Raw genomic sequence first — 19,197 nt, 5'->3', positions numbered from 1 at the left:
CAAACTCAATTCATTAAAGCGTCTAATAAATAAATTCATCCTTCACAAACCCACTAAAGTCAAATCCACTACCACCAGATTTGATATCCCGTAAATACATATAGTTTTTATCGGCGGAAATTTCCAAATCAACAGCATCTCTATCTGGTCTTATCTTAAAGTAGGTCCCAATATTATTTACGAACCCTTTAGGTAGTTGTACCCAAATGATCTTATTATTTGTTTTTAATAGTAAATTGACGGTGCCAGTAAATTTATGGGTTGGTATATTTAGCCACCAGACTTCTTTTGATACATTTATTTTAGAATAACTTGTATTTAAATTGGTTAACGATGCCTTCTCTGTCGTATTAATGAATTGAATAAATTCCTTTTTAGAGTTCATAAGATTTATTTTAATAGCTACCTCTCGCTATCCGTTTACATTCATCCCGTAATTGCGTTACTTCTGTCAATTTACCAGGATTCCCTGTCAAATTCAACAAAGGCAAATATGTTTTTAACAATCCTTTTTCAGTGGCATCAAGGTTTACATCGACCTCTACCCAATTTACTATGAGGTTTTTATTTATCCAGTCAATAATTTCTTCCTGGTGCTTTGGAGAGAATTTGTAATTGTTTTGGTTTTTCTTTCCAACTAATGATCCTTTTTCTGGAGTAAAACCTAACACGGCTCCTAAACTTCTAAAAAAAGTACCATGACCTTTGGCACGAAGTTCTTGCCCTAAAAAACGAGTTTTTAAGCTTTTGGAGGCCATTCCTATATAGATAATATTGTGCTTACGTTGTTTTAAGACCGTAGAAAAATCTGGGCCGAGCATTTGTATGTTTTTTATGCAAATACAATACAGGCCAGGTTTTGGAGGCACCAAGCTGTCTATATCTGCGGTCGATTTGAATTTTTTTATGTTCATTAAATCCTTTATCGACTCAACATTAGGTAAAACGTCTTTACCCTTTTGCGAATTTTTTATTTGTGGTTTTAAGATTTTTGCATGGCCTGTTTTGTTTTTAAGTGAAACCAGGCTTCCGGTCTTATCAAATAAATGGGGATAGTTTTTTGTGCGGCCATGAATTTGATAGGCCGTTATTATGGGAGAGCCTTTTTTCTTAACATACAACTTGGTTTTATTTAGAGCATCTGCCAATTCTTGGGTAGTCATGGCTCTATTATACTTTAATAGTATTTGTTGTATGGCTTCGTGTAAGGTCATTCTTTATTTTTTTGAACATTAACCATTGCGTAAATTTCCTCCGCAACCCCTTTTGCCTTTTGTAAATTATGATTATTAAAATGTATTTCGTTTTGAAACTTGGGCCATTGACCGGTTTTTTCACGTATTAGGTAAACCAGTTCTGCTTCTACCGATTCTGCAAATTGCACATATGGTTTATCGGCATCTTTATCTCCCTGTAATGTATGATCAAACACAAATACCAAAAGATTCAATTCATTTGCCTGTTTCCATTTATACCCATGATACCCGTTAAGACCACTGGCCCTTATACCTTGCGCCAAACGCGTGCCTATAGATTGGCTGGCATAGCCTACATAAACAATTTCTTCCTCTTGCTTTAAGATGTAAATCTTTGGAGTCTTGTTTTGTGTTACCGGGTGTTTAAAAGTAGTTGCATAACCCTCTAAGTCATTTTTTGACAACACTCTTTTTTCTTCCGAACCCGAAAGCCACAACGTATAGCAATATGGGCCTTTATACTCCATACCCTAAAATACCTGATTGATTAAACTCTTTTGTAAGGCTTTGGAACTATTTATAGTTTGTAAGGTTTTCACTTTGGATTTTTGAAAACTTAATAAACAATTAATTATATCTTCACTGTCCTCCTTAGAAAATAACGGAATTTTTAATAAATAAAATCGCTTCGGATCAATTCGCTTATGACTATTACTAGTGCCTTGAACATACCTCATAACTCTTTGAATAAAAGTCTGTGAGGATAAAAAAGCAAGAATGTAATTAATAGAAAAATCATTGTTTGGCCTGACAGGTAACCATTCTGTTGATCCTAATTTATATTCATTACCCAGATTTCGAACAGCCCAAATTTTAGGTCTATTAGGATTTAATTTACTAAACAATACGGCATCATCACTAATCAGTAGTTTATTACTCTTAATTGAACTTGCTTTAACTTTTTCTGGCGCTTGGTTTTCCATAAAAGACGGTAAACTAAAATGTTCAACATCTTTGTCAAAAAGTGTAGTTGGGTCAATTGATTTAAACTTTTTTTTATACAAATTTCCTAATGGTATATTTGACAAGACTTTCTTTTTATCAAATAAATCCGCTAAGGATAGTCGTTCCATTATTTCTGATTTTTCTAGAAGTTCAGTATTTTTCTCAACAACCTCATCCATAGCCCAAAGTAATTCGGCTAGTTGGGCCTGTTGCTCTTTTGGGGGGAGGAGGAATTCGTAGTTGGCAACATCACGCCATCTACAATGAGGATTTGTTGAACCAATTATTGCTCCAGTTGTATGAGCATAAAACGAATCACTATGAAATAAAAAAGGAATAAACTCAGGTATTAAAAATTCTTCATTCGGTTCTAGAGTTAGAGTTTTCTCCCCACAAATACCATCAAATGATGCTAAAACGGCTCTTCTCAAATGAGGATTTCTTGTTGGAAACAATATTTGTCCTTTTCTGAAAATTTTATAAAACGTTGGATTTAATTCTTCTCCATTTTCTTGGCTACCCCACCTTTTTATATGTAAGGTTTCCGCATCCATATGATTAACCTTTAAAAAACGGTCAAATCTATTTTTTGCATTGTCTTTGTCATTTTCCTCTTTTTTGGTAAAAACATCAATTATCTTAACTTTTTTCCAATTGGATTTATCAATCTTCATTTGCATTAATCCAATATTTTAAAAAGGTTATTCATACTATTATTTAGTTCTTTAGAACTTTGACTCCAATTATTATATGCTTCTTGTACTGATAAAGTATTGTTATCAAGTATTCTTGATGATTTTACATAATTAGTTACTAATAATGAAGCATCATTCTTTAATATTTTATCAATATCAATCACTCTTGCAAATCCATCAATATCTTTATAATCAGTATAAGCTTTATAAATTTTATCAATATGTTGATCTAATAAATAAGAAATAGTTTTTTCATTTTTCACTTCTTCAAAAGCATTAATAAATAACACTTTTCCTTTTTTTCTTTCTTCTTTATTAGTTCTTCTAATTAATAAAGCTGATTCCATTGAAGAGTTATAAAACAAATTCTTTCCTAGTGCAATAACACAATCAATAGTATCAGTTTCAATCATATTTTTTCTCATCTTCTTTTCGTTATCTCGAAAAAGAATACCATGAGGCCATAATTGAACACATCTTCCATTACTGTCATCCATACTTTTATGAATATGCTGCTCAAAAGCATAATCGGCACAACCTAGTGGAGGGGTACCCCAAAGGTTACGGCCATAAGGGTCATTTTCAAAACTCTTGCGGTCCCAAGCCTTTATGCTATAGGGCGGGTTGGCCAAGATCACGTTAAACTTTTTTAGTTCATCGTTCTCTAAAAACGCGGGGCGGGCCAAGGTATCGCCACGTACAATGCTAAACTCTTCTATGCCGTGCATAAACATGTTCATACGGGCAATGGCACTGGTAATGAGATTGATCTCTTGCCCGTATAGTTTAAGCGTACGGTATTCCTTGCCTTCTTCCTTTAAGTGCAGCGCACAGTTCAATAGCAGTCCCCCAGAACCACAAGTAGGGTCGTAGACACTTTCCCCAGGTTGTGGGTCCATAATCATAGTCATGAGCTTTACCACGGTGCGGTTGGTATAGAACTCGGCGGCGGTATGGCCGCTGTCGTCGGCAAATTCCTTGATCAGGTATTCGTAGGCATTGCCCAGTTTATCGTCGGGAATATTGCTTAAACTCAGTTTGTGCTGGGAGTAATGCTCAATGAGGTTGGTCAGGGTTTCATCGCTGAGCCGGTTTTTGTTCGTCCAGCTGGCATCGCCAAAAATACCATAGAGCGTATTGGGGTTGGCCTTTTCAATTTCGCGCATGGCATTTTGCAACGCCAAGCCCACATTTACGGTAGTCTCACGAACATCGTTCCAATGGGCACCCTTGGGTACCTGAAAATGGTGGTGCTCGGCGAAGGAGGCATATTCCAGATCGCCATCGCTTTCTTCCAATGCTTTTTCAAACTCTTCATCGTACACATCACAGATACGCTTAAAGAACAATAATGGAAAAATGTACTGTTTGTAATCTCCGGCATCTATGGTACCTCGGAGCAGGGTAGCGGCCCCCCAAAGGTATTTTTCTAGTTGTTGTTGGGTCATGCTAAAAACTCTTTTAAAATCTTTTTAAACTTTTCTTCGGCCTCTAGACTTTCTTTCCATGCTACTTTTAAATCAGCGAGTGCTTCTTCTACACTTGGCAAATTGTCCTCAATGATCTTTTCTACGTACAAGGGAATGTTCAGGTTATAATCGTTTTCCTGTAGGTCTTCTGTAGATGCAACTTTTACGTAGTTCTCCACATCTTTATACCCTTTATACCAATCAAAAATTTGGTTAACGTGTTCGGGTTCTAGATAATTTTGTGCCCGGCCCACGCGCACCTGTTCTGAAGCATCGATAAAAAGCACCTTGCCCTTTTTGGCTTCCTCCTTGTTTTGTTTAAAGACCATAACGCAGGCCGCCAACTGGGTGCCATAAAAAATATTTGGCCCTAGGCCAATAACGGCCTCCAACATATCTTGTTCCAAAAGGGCCTTTCTGATCTTGCCTTCGGCCCCTTTTCTGAACAATGCCCCATGCGGCAATACCACTGTCATACGGCCGGTACTGTTCATAGATTTGATCATGTGCTGTACCCAGGCCATATCCCCGTTCCCTTTTGGAGGTACCCCGGCAATGTTACGGCCAAAGGGATCGTTGGCCCAATTTTCAGCACCCCATTCCTTCAATGAAAACGGCGGATTGGCAATGACGCAATCAAAGGTTTTTAGACCATCTGCCTCAAAAAAAGCGGGATTGCGTAAGGTATCGCCCCGAACAATCTGAAAATCTTCTATACCGTGCAAGAACATGTTCATTCTGGCGATGGAGCTTGATGTCAAATTCTTCTCTTGTCCGTACAATTTCAGCGTACGGTAATCTTCGTTATTATCTTTTAGATGGTCTACGCATTCCAACAACATACCACCTGTACCACAAGCCGGGTCATATATGGTTTCCCCTTCATGGGGATCTAAAATAAGACCAAGTAAATGTACCACGGAACGAGGGGTATAAAACTCACCCGCTTTCTTATTGGTTAAATCCGCAAAATGCTTGATAAGATATTCATAGGCATTCCCTAACAAATCAGAATCAACATTACTGTTACTTAAATTGTATTGAGAGAAATGCTCAACAAGGTCTATCAATAAACGGTCGGAAAGCTTGTTTTTGTTGCTCCACTGTGCATCACCGAAAATACCATAGAGAAATTCTTGATTGGCCTGTTCTATTCCACGAAGTGCCTTTTCAATGGCAAGTCCAACATTGGTGGTCGTTTGCCGTACATCTTTCCAATGGCACCCTTCGGGGATTACAAAACGGTGCAACTCCGGCAAGTTGGCGTAGTCTTCATCGCCTTCCGATTCCTCCAGGGCAGTTTTATATTCCTCGTCATAAACGTCTGAAATTCTTTTAAAGAACAGTAACGGAAAGATATACACCTTAAAATCCGAAGCATCTACAGGGCCTTTGAGTATCCACGCAGCTTTAGATAAATACTGTTCTAATTGAGAGAGGGTTAGTTTTGTTTTAGTCATTGATTTTTGTCGGTATTGTAGTCTGGTAAATATACCTATTCCTGTAAAGGTTTAAAAAAAACGAATATTGTTTTGTGCTTATTGTGGTCTATAGGTTATCCCTTTTTAATCTGTTTTTTATTATTTACGAAAATTGAAATGAATAGAACTGAACCGACAATGATATCTACAATATTCCATGTGGTCCTCCTTAAAGCGACTTTAAAAAAGGTTGAAATAATAATGCTAGGGCAACATAAATAATTACCTGAGTATTATTATTTTTTTGTTTCGCGGCAAATGTTAAATAACCAAAACTTACTAATGCTAAAAAACGTACTAATTCAAAATAACCATAGGGCATGTCTGCCAGGCATAGGAATAAAATTAGGACGAGGGCTAACTTAATGATGATTTTAAACATAATAGAACTTTAGTTTGATATGTAATAAGAGCTTGAATACGTACCATTTAAACTTTCCCTACCTATGTAGTTGCTAACTCTAGATGTATTTACAGATGCAGTTGTTCTGAAATCGACACTCTTGGTGATTACAATACTTTTTAAATTACCCTTTTTTACTAAAAACATGTTTAAGTATGTATTCATCCATTTCTTCTTCCGTAGGAATTGGGTAATCAATACGTTCGTTGTTTTTTGATCGTGGAATACATGGTTTAGTTTTCGAGGGCAGTTCTACTTCTACTTTTTGGGGAGCTGCTATTTTTTCAAATCGATACTTGTCGTTTAAACTTAGTAAGATTTTGAACTTTCCTTCAAATTGGGCTACCTCCTTTAAAATTGGGGTGTTGTCAATTAACTTAGTTGTAAAGTAATTAGAATTTCCCATCAGATATTCATCTAATCCTTTTGGGAATTCCTTTATCAATCTGTATTTATATGATTCTTGATAATCATAATATAATTCCAATTTGGGCATCATGTCCACTTCAGGAATACCATTTTCATTTTTAAACATTTTTTCAACCTCAATATTAGGAGTGTTTTTGTTGTTTATGATATTGATATAGTAGAGCCTGGCAATTGCTTTAGCTTGTTTGTTTTTTAGCCCATAAATTTGATTGTTGAACATATGAAAAAAATCAATGATGGTATTGTCTATATGTTCTTGATAGACTTTTGATACATAAGTATAATATGAATCGAGCAAATTCTTAAGTGGTTCTTGTTCAGTCTTATAAAGACTCGAATCTGAAAGGTTTAGGGGTTTCTTAAGGGTAAGACTTAGGACCTTTTTGGAAGTAAACAATTTTCTGGAAACAAAAAGGTCCATTTTTTCTTCTATTGAAAGACTATTGAGTTTTACTCCTTTTAAATACCCAAAGTAATCTTTTCCTTTTTTAGTCATTTTGAGTGTTATTGGTTATGGATGGTTGAAGAAACCCTGAATAATCGGCAGGAAGTTCGGCATCTATATCCCTTAAATATTTTTCCAACGCTTCAATAGTGGTATGTCCTGTTATTCCCAACAATTTACTTTTCGTCTCGTTTGGGGTTAGTTCTTTTCTCATTTCTCTGTATAATTTTGTGATATAGGTATGCCTATAACTGTACAGACCATATTCTTTTCCTAGTTTAAAATGGTCTTTTACTTTTTTAAACCTCCTAGAAAAATAATTTCTTTTATCCCTTTCCGGAATGTTCCACTTACCACCCATTCCATAAGGAGTAAACAGAAAATGATCTGGGTTGAAATCGGAAAGATCTGGTAACAAGTCGATTAAAATCTCGGGTATAATCTTAATCTTTACCTTTTTGTTCTTAGCTTTTACATATAGTTTTTTGTCGGCTACATCAATATCCTTGATTCTTAGGCGGCATACTTCTACAGGTCTTAAAAAACAATAAGAAACAAACTGTATAAAAGATAGGAGCAGAGGATCATTCTCACTCATAAATGTTTCTAGTTGAGATTCCTGTGTGGGGGTCAAGGTTTTGTTTCTTTCAGGTTTAGTGGGAAGTATATTGATCTTAAGAATAAAATTGTCCTCTATGATCTCGTTGTCCTCCAATGTGGAGAAAATGGCACTAAGGGTGGTTCTTGCATTGTTACGGGTTCTGGCCGATGTACGTTCTAATACCGTATTCAGATATTTGACGACCGTTTTCTTTTGGATGGCCCTTATGTCGTAGATTTTATTTTCTTCCAACCATTTTTGGAATTGTCTGGTCGGATTTAGGTAACCGGAATAAGAATTGGGGCTTAGTGTTCTTTTTTTGATTTTTAGCGCAAAATCGAAAGCCTCTTTGATTGTCATGTACTTTTCTTCCAATATAGGAGATGTAGGGGTAGGGGGTGCTGTAAGTGGTGTTGGAGGTGGTGGTGTATGGGGTGTTGAAGGGGGTGTCGTAGGGGGTGACAATAATGTTTTTGTCTTTTTTACTGTTTTTTGTGTGGTTTTTTCCTCCTTGAACTCAACTTTAGTGAGTTTTTCCGACACCCCCTTAGAACCACTGATTTTTGATAAAATTTGGTTGTTGTCTTCCTTGGGAACAAAACCCAGTTCTAAATATTTTATAAGAGACCTTTTAACGACTTTCATAAATGTAAGACGTTCTCGTTTGGTTTTAAACCGATTTACTCCTGCTTTGATCGCAGTTTGTCTTACAAGTGTTTTTGTTTTTGGGTCTCGATAAGAAAAATACACATACCAATCCTTGGCAAGAGCATCCTTTTGTTGTTGTCTGGTAAGCTTAGACCACTCCTTGATGTTAACGCCACCTGTGTAAAATTTAGGTCCGGAATAGTTTAATTTCATGTTCAAACTGTATACTTTATCGTATACGGCAGGTAAAATTAATGAAATAAAAGACATAAAAAAACGGTTTGTGCGTACACAAACCGTTGATTTTGAGTCCTGTGGACTATGTAGCGAGAGAGGGACTTGAACCCTCGGCCTCCGGGTTATGAATCCGACGCTCTAACCAGCTGAGCTACCTCGCCGTGATAATTTTTAGCGGCTGCAAATATAAAGGTAAATTTCTTCTTCTTCAACAATAGTTGATGAAAAAATTATAATCGCCTTTTATTTTTTTATCATTTAGAAATATATATATTGGGCAATATAAAGAAGTACAGAATGAGCGACAAAATAAAGTTTGAAATAGAATACGTTATACAATCCTCACCACAGTTGTTATATCAATACCTGATTACACCTTCAGGTCTTTCCGAATGGTTTGCCGATAATGTTAATTCTAGAGGTGAGAAATATATTTTTATTTGGGATGGGGTAGAGGAAGAAGCCAAGTTGTTGAAACGAAAAACGGATGAATTCGTTAGGTTTTCTTGGGACGAGAATGATGACGATACCTATTTTGAGATGAAAATAATCGTAGATGAAATAACGAAAGACGTATCGTTGTTTATAACCGACTTTGCTGAAGAGGATGAAGTGGATGAAGCAAAAATGCTTTGGGAAAATCAAATATCCGACCTAAAACAGGTATTGGGTTCATCATAGATTTTCTATATTATACAGTATCTTTGAGCCTTAATTTTTTAAGGCTTTTTTTATGGTAAATTTTAACGGGTATCTGTATGAGGATGAACATAAGTTCTTAAATCAAAACAATAGGGGACTACGTTATGGAGATTCCCTTTTTGAGGCCATTAGGGTGGTTAATGGTCATATTTATTTTTTAGAAGAGCATTATTTAAGGTTAATGTCCTCTATGCGCATTTTGAGAATGGAAATACCTATGCATTTTACCATGGAGTTTTTTGAGGAAGAAATAAAGAAAACCGTCGAGGCCAATAAGCTTGGCAATGCCCAAAGGATACGTTTTACCGTTTTTAGAAACGATGGAGGGCTTTATCTGCCCAAAAGCAACGATATATCATACCTTATAGAGGCCAAAGAACTAGAGAATCCGTTTTATACGATAAATGACCAACCGTATGAAATAGAGTTGTTCAAAGACTTTTTTGTGAATCCGGATATGCTTTCCAATCTTAAGACCAATAACAAGATATTGAATGTTGTGGGTAGTGTTTTTGCCAATGAGAACGATTATGATAACTGTCTACTTCTAAACCAACAAAAACAGGTTGTAGAGGCTTTAAACGGTAATATTTTTGTTGTGAAGGGAAACACGATAAAAACGCCTTCGTTAAAAGAAGGGTGCTTAAATGGTATCGTAAGAAAGAAATTGATTGGTATTCTTGAAAAGAACGAGGATTATAATTTCTTGGAAGAAAGTATTTCGCCATTTGAACTTCAAAAATCGGACGAAATTTTCTTAACTAACACTATTCAGGGTATCATACCGGTTACCAAATACCGCAAAAAGGTATTTAATAATAACGTAGCCAAAAATTTGGTGGGTAAATTAAATGCTGTGGCAAGAATTACTGCTTAGTTGAGATTGGGATTTTCGGGGGCATTTGACCATATAAGGTAATCGCCTCCCAATTCCATCATTTTTTCTTTCCATAGAGTGCCCAAAGACTTTTTAATGATCTGGCTTTGGTACTCGTTGTCCACCACGATCCATGATTTAGAGGATAGTTCTTCGTTTAATTGTAGGGACGACCATCCAGAGTAGCCCAGAAAAAAGCGAATATCGTCTTCGGAGATAACTTTTTGGTTGATCAAGGCGACGGTTTTTTCAAAATTTCCGCCCCAATAGATGCCGTCCGATATTTCTATACTGTCATCTATAAGATGTGGTACTTTGTGAATAAAGTATAGATTGTCTTGCTCTACAGGGCCACCGTTATATACTCGAAACGGAATGGTAATCTCTGTTACTAAATCGTTTATAAGGTATTCTAAAGGCTTATTTAAAATAAACCCGACCGAACCCTCTTCGTTATGTTCGGCCAAAAGAACAACAGACCTGTTGAAGGAAACATCTCCTGTTAAAGAGGGTTCCGCAATTAATAATTTTCCTTTATTTGGTTTTAGTTGAACCATTGTTTTTGTATATCAAACTACCTAAAAATAAGACAATTCTTATTAATATTCAAAAAAACAAAAATAAAAAAGGCGCTTTTTACAAGCGCCTTTATATCAACATATAATTGTAAGATTAGTTTACAGCACTGCTTAAGTCAGCTCCTGCTTTAAACTTAACAACATTTTTTGCTGGAATTGGAATAGTTTTTCCAGTAGATGGATTTCTTCCTTCTCTTGCGTTTCTTCTAGTTACAGACCAAGATCCGAAACCTACTAAAGAAACTCTATTTCCTTTTTTAAGAGAACCTTCAACATTTGCCAAGAAAGATTCCAATGACTTTTTAGCTGCTGCTTTTGTGATGCCTGCATCTGCTGCCATTGCATCAATCAATTCTGTTTTGTTCATAATGTGATTAAATTAATTGTTGTTAAAATAATTTTAAACCTAAAAGCAAATTTATATGGATTTACGACCAACGCAAGTAAAACGGCTCTAAATCCCTTATTTTGTTGATAACTCAAGGGGTTTGTTAATAAAGTAGGGGTTTTTTTACGTTTTCTGTTAGGCCAATAAGCACGGGGCTTTAGCGTAGATATGCGTTTTCGTCTAGCTTAAGACCGTTCAAAACATCTTTTATTGCCATTTTTCTTTTTCCCTGTAGTTGTATTTCCTTTAAGTTTATGAGACCGCCTTTGACGGCAACTTTTAATTCGTTCTTTGTTTTAATGAGTGCGCCATTGTTGAACGAATGTTCGGCTTCTTCTATTGATACCTTATATATTTTAACGATTAGTTCTTCTTCTCCGTTGTGCAATACCGTCCAGGCGGCAGGGTAGGGGCTTAATCCCCTAATAAGGTTGTAAATATCTTCTTGGTCGGCATTCCAATCTATCTTGCACGTATCTCTGTGAATTTTATAGGCCAATTTAAGATCGGTCGCATTTTTTTGAACCGTGGTCTCAAAATTCCCTTTTTTGATACGTTCGAGCGTAGACAATACCAAATCAGAACCCAATAACATTAACTTGTCGTGTAAGGAGCCAGCATCCTCATCTGGTAATATATCTGTTTCCTTTTGCTGTATAATGGCTCCGGTATCTATTTTTTCATCTATAAAAAAGGTGGTAACCCCGGTTTTTGTCTCTCCATTTATAATGGCCCAATTTATTGGGGCGGCTCCCCTGTACTCTGGCAATAATGAGGCATGAAGGTTAAAGGTGCCATATTCAGGCATCTGCCATACCTCTTTTGGCAACATTCTAAAGGCCACTACTACCTGTAGGTTGGCTTTAAGATCGGCCAACTCGTTTAAAAACTCCTCGTTTTTTAAGTTGGTAGGTTGTAGTACTTTCAATTGTTTTTCAATGGCATACTTCTTAACGGCAGACTCGTTTAATTTTCTTCCTCTTCCGGCTGGCCGGTCGGGTGCCGTGATGACCCCTACAATATTATAGTCGTTGGTAATTAGCGCATCTAATATTCCAACGGCAAAATCGGGCGTACCCATAAATACGATTCGTAAATCTTTCATAATGTAATTTCATATTCATTTTTGGAGTTGAGCATTATTTCTCCTTCCTCCAGTAATTCCTTTAATACATGCATAAGCATATTGGGCGAACAGTCAAGTTGTTGTTGCAGGTCTCTAGATGAAAGCCCACCAGTGGCCAAAAGTGTCTTTACCATTATTTTTAAACCGTCTGTGCTGGATAGGTCTTCGTTTTTTGCTAAACATACATCACACTTTCCGCATGCCGTTGTTTGCTTTTCCCCAAAATAAAGTAATAGTTGCCTACTTCTGCAAACGGTATCGGTATTTATATAAGAAAGCATTTGCTGTACCTGATATTTTTTTAATAGGTTTTGTTCCTTTATAATGTTGGCGAACCTATTTATGGTATGGTCATCTTCCCTGGCCATTAAAAATGTAACTTCTAGATCGCTGTGAGATGCTTTATAGTCTATAATGCCATCGGTGGCCAAAACTTCCAAATTTTCTATAACTGCTTTCTCCGGCAGATTCAATTTTTTGGCCAAGGAAAAGGTGTTTATTTTGGTTTCGAACTCAAAAATACCCCCATACGTTCTTAATATTAGTTTTACACAATCACGTACCGACCTATTATTGTTCATATAATCCAGCAATACATCTTTACTGATGATAAACTGGATACTAGATTTTCTGGCGAAAGACTCCGATAGTGCGATTACAGAATTTTGGTCCAGTATTTTTAATGCATTATAGGTAAGCATCGCATTTAGTTTGTAGACCGAGCAAAACTCATTAAAATTTAATTGGTACTTGGTATCGCTTCCTTCGCCATAGGCGATTTGAAAGAAGTTATTCAATTTGTTGTACACAAGTTTCACAAAAGCCACGTCTGGCAGTACACTTAAAAACTGTCTCTTTACCTGTTCTTGGTCGGCTTTATTGGTCAATACTATAGCTTGTGCGGCTTCGCCATTTCTTCCGGCCCTGCCAGCCTCTTGGTAATAGTTTTCTATACAATCGGGTATTTGATAATGCACCACCAGTTCCACATCGGCCTTATCTATTCCCATGCCAAAGGCGTTGGTCGCAACCATGACCCTTACTTCATTGTTCAGCCATTTGGCCAATGTCGATTTTTTGTTCTTTTCTGTTAGGCCCCCATGGTAAAAAGCGGAAGAGATGCCATGTGCAGATAGGTATCTGTTGAGTTCTTCTGTTGTTCTTCTGGTTCTGACATAAACGATGGCACTTTTTTTTAACGCCTTACAATATTGTATTAGCCGGTAATTTTTATCCTCGTTCTTGTCTACCTTAAAAGCGATGTTCTTTCGAGAAAAAGAATCCCTTTTTACCAATGGGTCTTGAAGTCGCAGTGAATTGATTATGTCTTTGGCAACTTTTGTAGTGGCCGTTGCGGTAAGTGCCATAATGGGAATTTCTGGATGAAGCTCCCTGATAATTTCACATTTTAAATAGGCTGGTCTAAAATCGTGCCCCCATTGTGAAATACAGTGGGCCTCGTCTACGACAAAAAGATTTACGTTCATTTGGCGGATCCTATCCTGAACAATTTCTTGTTGCAAACGTTCTGGGGATAAGTATAAAAACTTATAATTGCCATAGATACAATTATCTAAGAGGTTGTTTATGTCCTCAAAGCTTAGACCTCCCGTTAGTCCGATTGCCTTAATGCCCATATTCTTTAATGAGGAAACCTGGTTTTGAATCAGCGCAATCAAAGGGGATATTACAATACAGATGCCTTCTTGCATCATTGCGGGTACCTGAAAACAGATAGATTTACCCCCGCCAGTGGGTAAGAGTCCCAGTACGTCTTGCCCATTCAGGGCAGCTTCTATGATGGTTTCTTGCGAATCCCTAAAATGAGGGTGGCCCCAATACTTTCTAAGAATTTTTTGCGCTTCAATATTCACTTAGGTTTGGGTGTTGTTAAGAATATATTTCAACCGTTCTTCTACGGTGCCGAATGGTACTTCTATTATTTCGTACCCAAATGAACTGTATGTTTTTTCTAAGTGTTCATGTAGGTCAACGGCTTGAGAGTAACTTTCTAACCTCTCATTGTCCTGTTTGTATATTTCTTTCCATGGCGGTAGCAGAAATACTTTATTATAACGGTTGGTTTGGCATATATTCACAAAGTCGTCGCCGTACGATTGGTCAAAATAGTCCATATAGGCCAGCACATCGGGTACCCCACGATCGTAAAAAACAATGTCCTTTTTTATTTCTGACGCCTGTTTAAACTGCTCCAGTCTACCTTTTAATAGTTTTTGGTTAAAAGAGGCGGCATCGCTAACAAAGTCTATGGGGTTGTTCTGCAAAGCATCGGTCTCCTCGTTCTCGATAGCCTCAAGAGTCATGGTTCTGATAATTTCATGAAAGCAGAAATACCCTGAGTTCTCCAATGATTTTATGACAGAAGTCTTTCCTGTTCCGGGAGCTCCCGTGATTACAATCCTTTTAAAGTCCAAAAAAATGTGGTTTTAGGGATACAAAAATACGGAATTGAAGGGTATTAAAAAACTTGGTATTTACCCGTATATTTGTATAAAATCTTATATAATGACAGAGAAAAATTCTGATGAGTTTTATGCCAAGCTGAAGGAGCAATTGACAGAGACCAGTAAATGGCCTTCCGACTACCTGTATAAGTTTATTGTACTTTCCGATACAGAGAAGATTCAAAAAATACATAGAATATTCGATAATACGGGAGCGGTCATAGAGTTGAAAAAATCTAAAAAAGGAAAATATACCAGTGTTTCCATTACCGTAAACCTTAAAAACCCGGACGAAGTAATCATAAAATACAAGGAAGTAGGGGCCATAGAAGGTGTAATATCGCTTTAAAATAGTATATCACCTATAATTTTATTATTTTGCGGTCGTTATAAGAATACTTCTTCAAACATTTTTTAAGTTAAATTTTCCAATTTGGATTTAGTAGAACACCTCGAATACAATACAGAGCGTCCTCAATTAATTATACCTGAATATGGTAGGCATTTTCAGAAAATGGTAGATTATGCGGTATCGATAGAAGACCCTGTAGAAAGAAATAAAGTAGCAAAATCGATTATAAGCGTAATGGGCAACTTACAGCCCCATTTGCGTGATGTTCCAGATTTTCAACATAAACTTTGGGACCAATTGTTTATCATGTCGGATTTTAAATTGGATGTGGAATCCCCATTTCCGATTACCTCTAAAGAAATGCTGCGCAAACGCCCAGAGCCTTTAGAATACCCTCAAAATTTTCCTAAGTACCGTTTTTACGGTAACAATATCAAAAGAATGATCGATGTTGCGGTAAAATGGGAAAAAGGGGATAAAAGATCTGGGCTAGAGTATGCCATTGCCAATCACATGAAAAAATGTTACCTTAATTGGAACAAAGATGTGGTGGATGACAAAGCTATTTTTAACCATTTGTACGAACTTAGTAATGGTGAAATAGATTTGGCTGCAAAAGGTGAAAATTTAACCGATAGTGGACAGTTTTTGAAAAACAGGGTCGCTAAATCACCTAGGTCAAATTCTGGTAAAAAGAATCGAAACAATAATCGCGGTAAAAAACGCTACTAAATTTCCACTCCTATAGATGGGAACATTTAAAATCGAAGGTGGTCATTCACTATCTGGTGAAATAACGCCACAAGGGGCAAAAAACGAAGCTTTACAAATTTTATGTGCTGTGTTGTTAACACCTGAAGAGGTTACCATACACAATATTCCAGACATAGTAGATGTAAATAAACTAATATCCCTTTTAGAGGATCTTGGAGTAAAGATCCAGAAAAAAGGCAAAGGCTCGTATACTTTTAAGGCAGATGATGTAAATATGGATTATTTGCAGTCTGATCAATTTAAACAAGATGGTAGGGGCCTAAGGGGATCTATTATGTTGGTAGGTCCGTTATTGGCCCGTTTTGGAAAAGGATATATTCCCAAGCCCGGAGGTGATAAAATTGGAAGAAGACGTTTAGACACCCACTTTGAAGGGTTTATAAAACTAGGTGCTAAATTCCGTTACAATCGGGAAGAATATTTTTATGGTGTAGAGGCCAAAAAATTGAAGGGTACCTATATGCTGTTGGACGAGGCTTCTGTTACCGGTACCGCAAATATAATAATGGCTGCGGTATTGGCAGAGGGGCAGACCACTATCTATAATGCAGCTTGCGAACCCTATTTACAACAGTTATGTAAGATGTTGAACCGCATGGGGGCCAAAATCTCTGGTGTAGGTTCTAATCTTTTGGTTATAGATGGAGTTGAAAAGTTAGGTGGTACCGAGCATAGAATGTTGCCCGATATGATAGAGATAGGTAGCTGGATAGGTCTTGCTGCCATGACAAAAAGTGAACTGACCATTAAAAATGTTAGTTGGGACGATCTTGGGCAAATACCTACGGTTTTTAATAAACTGGGTATTACCTTGGAACGTAAAGAGGATGATATTTATATTCCTGCCCATACAGATGGTTATGAGATACAGAATTATATAGATGGTTCTATTTTGACTATTGCAGATGCTCCATGGCCAGGGTTGACACCAGATTTGTTAAGTATTATTTTGGTGGTGGCAACACAGGCAAGGGGAGAAGTCTTGATACATCAAAAAATGTTCGAAAGCCGCTTGTTCTTTGTGGATAAATTATTGGATATGGGGGCAAAGGTTATTCTTTGCGATCCCCATAGAGCTACCGTTATTGGACATGATTTTAAATCTACTTTAAAAGCGACCACAATGACGTCTCCAGATATTAGGGCAGGTGTATCATTGCTTATAGCTGCTTTATCGGCCAAAGGCACTTCTACTATACATAACATAGAACAGATAGATCGTGGTTATGAAAACATAGATGAACGTCTAAGGGCCATAGGGGCCAAGATAACAAGGGTATAAATTCTATAACTAAATTGTAGATGTTCTCTCTACTGTGTAGTTCCGTAAAGAAAACATCTGATTTAAATATCTGACCCTCTTAGTGAGGGGCATCGTTAATTTCTACCCAATTGTTTTCGGGGTCTTTAAGGTATATTTGCCGTACACCATCGGCTCGTAAGGTTATAGCATTTTCTTTTCCGGGCCAATCCCAAAAGGTAATGTTGTTTTGTTTTAAAGAGGCTACCAGATCGTCCAGTTTTTGGGTAGATAGACATAAATGGACACTTTTACTATGCTTTAATGCCACACTGTCTTTTCCGATCAGGTGAAGTTGTGAGTTTCCTTGAATACGAAACCATTTGAATCCAGTCGGGGCAGAAGGATGCGGAATTTCCTCTAAATTCAATACTTTTTCATAAAATGCGCCTACTTTTTCTAAATCCTTTACAATAAGCGAATAGTGGTCATAGGTAAAATCATAAGATTGTGCAGATGCAAAACATCCGTAAAGGAGAAATGATAGGGCTATAACTTTTTTCATGGTAAACATTGTGTTTTTATCTTTCTCAAGATACTTAAAAATGAAAGAAGCTGCCTTTATAAGGCAGCTTCTTTTTTATAAAATATAGTTTACTTACCATTTAATGGTGGAGGGCCATCGATCATAGGTTCGTACACTTCATTGCCTTTTCGGGTCTTAAATTCCTCTTTTACTTTTTCTACCATTTTTGGGTTTTCGAACAAATCCAGCATCGTCATTCCCATTGCCTTGGCAGCATAGACCATGCCTTTGTGCCCGATAGACATTCCTCCACAGGCTACTACGGCCCACGAATGCCAAGGTGTGCCCTTGGGGGCCACGGTAACACCTAAATTAATGTTGGGCACGTTCCAGCTCACATCGCCCACATCGGTAGATCCTCCGCCCGGATTTTTCTCGGTTTCCTTTAAAGGATAGATGTTACTGTCCATTCCTACTTCCGGTTTGCCCGTCGCTTTTTGAATGGCCTTACCAAAAGCCTGTTCTTCTTCGGTGTAGGTAATAGGTCCTAAAAGTTCAAGATTGGCCTGCATAATTTCGCCACCAGCTCTGTTTACCAAGGTTTCATAAATTCCGGAGACCAACGATATTTTATAATCAACATTGGCCATTATTGCCGCTCCCTCTGCCATTGCCTTTACACGCTCATAGGTAGGTAGCATTTTAGATCTTTTAGGGTCTCTTACCCTTACCCATAGTTTAGCGTAATCAGGTACAACATTCACAACCTGTCCACCATCTTGAATATGATAATGGATCCTAGAAGTAGGAAGTATGTGCTCTCTATAATAATTTATACCGGTAGTGTACAGTTCCAGCGCATCTGAAGCGCTACGACCGTTCCAGGGATCCGCCGAGGCGTGGGCGGCCTGACCATAGAATTCTACAATAAAATCGACTAAAGACAACCCGCTCTGAACATCGGCCTCTATGCCCGCAGAAGGGTGCCAACTTACGTTTACATCAACATCGTCCCAAAGTCCTGCCTTCACCATCCATACTTTTGCAAAGTATTTTTCCTCTGCCGGTGTACCCAAAAATTTTACGGTCCCCTTGATCTTACCGGCCTCCATTAATTCTTTAATGGCTATAGCGGCACCTAAACTTGAGGTGCCGAACATATTATGACCGCAACCATGACCCGCTGCACCCTCTTTTAAAGGATTTTTTTCCGGTGTGGCCTGTTGTGAGATACCCGGTAGGGCATCAAACTCGCCCAAAATACTGATAACGGGTTTTCCGGATCCATAAGTAGCTGTGAAAGCCGTAGGAATATCGGCAACTCCCCTAGTAACCTTTAAGCCATTTTTTTCGGCATAATCCGCCAATATTCTAGAAGACTCCTTTTCTTCAAAAGCCAATTCTGCCAATGCCCATATAGAATCACTTATTTTAATGAGTTCTTCTTTGTGGTTTTCTACAGATTGAATGATCGCTTTTTTGTTCTTGCTCAATTTTTGCCCGAATCCCGTGACCATACAAAACAAGGTCAGGAATAGAATTAAATGTTTTTTCATTTTG

The 19,197-nt window shown here is 37.4% G+C and carries 20 protein-coding genes and 1 tRNA gene; 5 read left to right on the top strand and 16 right to left on the bottom strand.

Annotated elements, in window-relative coordinates; all coding sequences use genetic code 11:
• Positions 1–22 precede the first annotated feature (22 nt).
• From J8L85_RS12565 to J8L85_RS12525, 9 genes are all read right to left on the bottom strand, one after another.
• A complete protein-coding gene (locus J8L85_RS12565; protein ID WP_211017711.1) occupies positions 23–385 on the bottom strand; it encodes a hypothetical protein in 363 nt (120 codons plus the stop codon).
• Positions 386–395: 10 nt separating this feature from the next.
• Positions 396–1,214, bottom strand: coding sequence for a GIY-YIG nuclease family protein (locus tag J8L85_RS12560; RefSeq protein ID WP_211017709.1), 819 nt, complete (start codon positions 1,212–1,214; stop codon positions 396–398).
• Positions 1,211–1,723, bottom strand: a complete 513-nt coding sequence (locus J8L85_RS12555; protein WP_211017708.1) for a hypothetical protein — start codon at positions 1,721–1,723, stop codon at positions 1,211–1,213. Before J8L85_RS12555 ends, J8L85_RS12560 begins: the two co-directional genes overlap by 4 nt.
• A 3-nt stretch (positions 1,724–1,726) precedes the next feature.
• Positions 1,727–2,881, bottom strand: a complete 1,155-nt coding sequence (locus tag J8L85_RS12550) for a restriction endonuclease subunit S (RefSeq protein ID WP_211017707.1) — start codon at positions 2,879–2,881, stop codon at positions 1,727–1,729.
• Positions 2,881–4,344 (bottom strand): class I SAM-dependent DNA methyltransferase, encoded by a 1,464-nt coding sequence (locus tag J8L85_RS12545; protein ID WP_211017706.1) that lies wholly within the window; start codon positions 4,342–4,344, stop codon positions 2,881–2,883. The genes J8L85_RS12550 and J8L85_RS12545 overlap by 1 nt, the downstream gene beginning before the upstream one ends.
• Entirely contained in the window at positions 4,341–5,825 is a 1,485-nt protein-coding gene (locus tag J8L85_RS12540; protein WP_211017705.1) for a class I SAM-dependent DNA methyltransferase, read from the bottom strand. Before J8L85_RS12540 ends, J8L85_RS12545 begins: the two co-directional genes overlap by 4 nt.
• Positions 5,826–6,373: 548 nt before the next feature.
• Positions 6,374–7,174 (bottom strand): hypothetical protein, encoded by an 801-nt coding sequence (locus J8L85_RS12535; protein WP_211017704.1) that lies wholly within the window; start codon positions 7,172–7,174, stop codon positions 6,374–6,376.
• Positions 7,167–8,642, bottom strand: a complete 1,476-nt coding sequence (locus J8L85_RS12530) for a site-specific integrase (RefSeq protein ID WP_211017703.1) — start codon at positions 8,640–8,642, stop codon at positions 7,167–7,169. The genes J8L85_RS12535 and J8L85_RS12530 overlap by 8 nt, the downstream gene beginning before the upstream one ends.
• A gap of 54 nt (positions 8,643–8,696) precedes the next feature.
• A tRNA-Met gene (locus J8L85_RS12525) sits at positions 8,697–8,770 on the bottom strand.
• A gap of 136 nt (positions 8,771–8,906) precedes the next feature.
• Here J8L85_RS12525 and J8L85_RS12520 point away from each other — a divergent pair.
• A complete protein-coding gene (locus tag J8L85_RS12520; protein WP_211017702.1) occupies positions 8,907–9,290 on the top strand; it encodes an START-like domain-containing protein in 384 nt (127 codons plus the stop codon).
• A 52-nt stretch (positions 9,291–9,342) separates the two neighbouring features.
• Entirely contained in the window at positions 9,343–10,188 is an 846-nt protein-coding gene (locus tag J8L85_RS12515; protein WP_211017699.1) for an aminotransferase class IV, read from the top strand.
• Here J8L85_RS12515 and J8L85_RS12510 read toward each other — a convergent pair.
• The 5 genes from J8L85_RS12510 to J8L85_RS12490 form a co-directional block, all read right to left on the bottom strand.
• Positions 10,185–10,745, bottom strand: coding sequence for a YqgE/AlgH family protein (locus tag J8L85_RS12510; RefSeq protein WP_211017697.1), 561 nt, complete (start codon positions 10,743–10,745; stop codon positions 10,185–10,187). The genes J8L85_RS12515 and J8L85_RS12510 overlap by 4 nt on opposite strands.
• 115 nt (positions 10,746–10,860) lie before the next feature.
• Positions 10,861–11,133: an HU family DNA-binding protein gene (locus J8L85_RS12505; RefSeq protein WP_047245461.1), complete on the bottom strand. Its 273-nt coding sequence runs from the start codon at positions 11,131–11,133 to the stop codon at positions 10,861–10,863.
• Between the two features lie 178 nt (positions 11,134–11,311).
• Positions 11,312–12,259: a methionyl-tRNA formyltransferase gene (gene fmt / locus J8L85_RS12500; RefSeq protein WP_211017695.1), complete on the bottom strand. Its 948-nt coding sequence runs from the start codon at positions 12,257–12,259 to the stop codon at positions 11,312–11,314.
• Positions 12,256–14,154, bottom strand: a complete 1,899-nt coding sequence (locus J8L85_RS12495; protein WP_211017693.1) for a RecQ family ATP-dependent DNA helicase — start codon at positions 14,152–14,154, stop codon at positions 12,256–12,258. Before J8L85_RS12495 ends, fmt begins: the two co-directional genes overlap by 4 nt.
• On the bottom strand, positions 14,155–14,715 hold the full coding sequence (locus J8L85_RS12490) for an ATP-binding protein (protein WP_211017691.1): 561 nt from the start codon (positions 14,713–14,715) through the stop codon (positions 14,155–14,157). It lies immediately after the preceding gene.
• Between the two features lie 91 nt (positions 14,716–14,806).
• On the opposite strand from J8L85_RS12490, the gene J8L85_RS12485 reads away from it, so the two are divergent.
• The 3 genes from J8L85_RS12485 (at position 14,807) to murA (ending at position 17,153) form a co-directional block, all read left to right on the top strand.
• Positions 14,807–15,094 carry a DUF493 family protein gene (locus J8L85_RS12485; RefSeq protein WP_211017688.1) on the top strand — a complete coding sequence of 96 codons (288 nt, stop codon included), beginning with the start codon at positions 14,807–14,809 and terminating at the stop codon, positions 15,092–15,094.
• An 84-nt stretch (positions 15,095–15,178) separates the two neighbouring features.
• Positions 15,179–15,829 carry a DUF4290 domain-containing protein gene (locus tag J8L85_RS12480; RefSeq protein ID WP_047245456.1) on the top strand — a complete coding sequence of 217 codons (651 nt, stop codon included), beginning with the start codon at positions 15,179–15,181 and terminating at the stop codon, positions 15,827–15,829.
• A gap of 16 nt (positions 15,830–15,845) precedes the next feature.
• Positions 15,846–17,153 carry a UDP-N-acetylglucosamine 1-carboxyvinyltransferase gene (gene murA / locus J8L85_RS12475; protein ID WP_211017687.1) on the top strand — a complete coding sequence of 436 codons (1,308 nt, stop codon included), beginning with the start codon at positions 15,846–15,848 and terminating at the stop codon, positions 17,151–17,153.
• Positions 17,154–17,232: 79 nt separating this feature from the next.
• Here murA and J8L85_RS12470 read toward each other — a convergent pair whose 3' ends face one another.
• Together J8L85_RS12470 and J8L85_RS12465 are read right to left on the bottom strand one after the other, a co-directional pair.
• Positions 17,233–17,676, bottom strand: a complete 444-nt coding sequence (locus J8L85_RS12470) for a VOC family protein (RefSeq protein ID WP_211017686.1) — start codon at positions 17,674–17,676, stop codon at positions 17,233–17,235.
• 89 nt (positions 17,677–17,765) lie between these two features.
• Complete coding sequence (locus J8L85_RS12465) at positions 17,766–19,193, bottom strand: amidohydrolase (protein WP_211017685.1); 1,428 nt, start codon at positions 19,191–19,193, stop codon at positions 17,766–17,768.
• Between the last annotated feature and the right edge of the window lie 4 nt (positions 19,194–19,197).

It is taken from the genome of Maribacter sp. MMG018 (genome assembly GCF_018100785.1).
In the GTDB taxonomy this organism is placed as follows: domain Bacteria; phylum Bacteroidota; class Bacteroidia; order Flavobacteriales; family Flavobacteriaceae; genus Maribacter.
The sequence above is the reverse complement of the archived record's forward strand: the minus strand, read 5'-3'. Positions and strand labels throughout refer to the sequence as shown.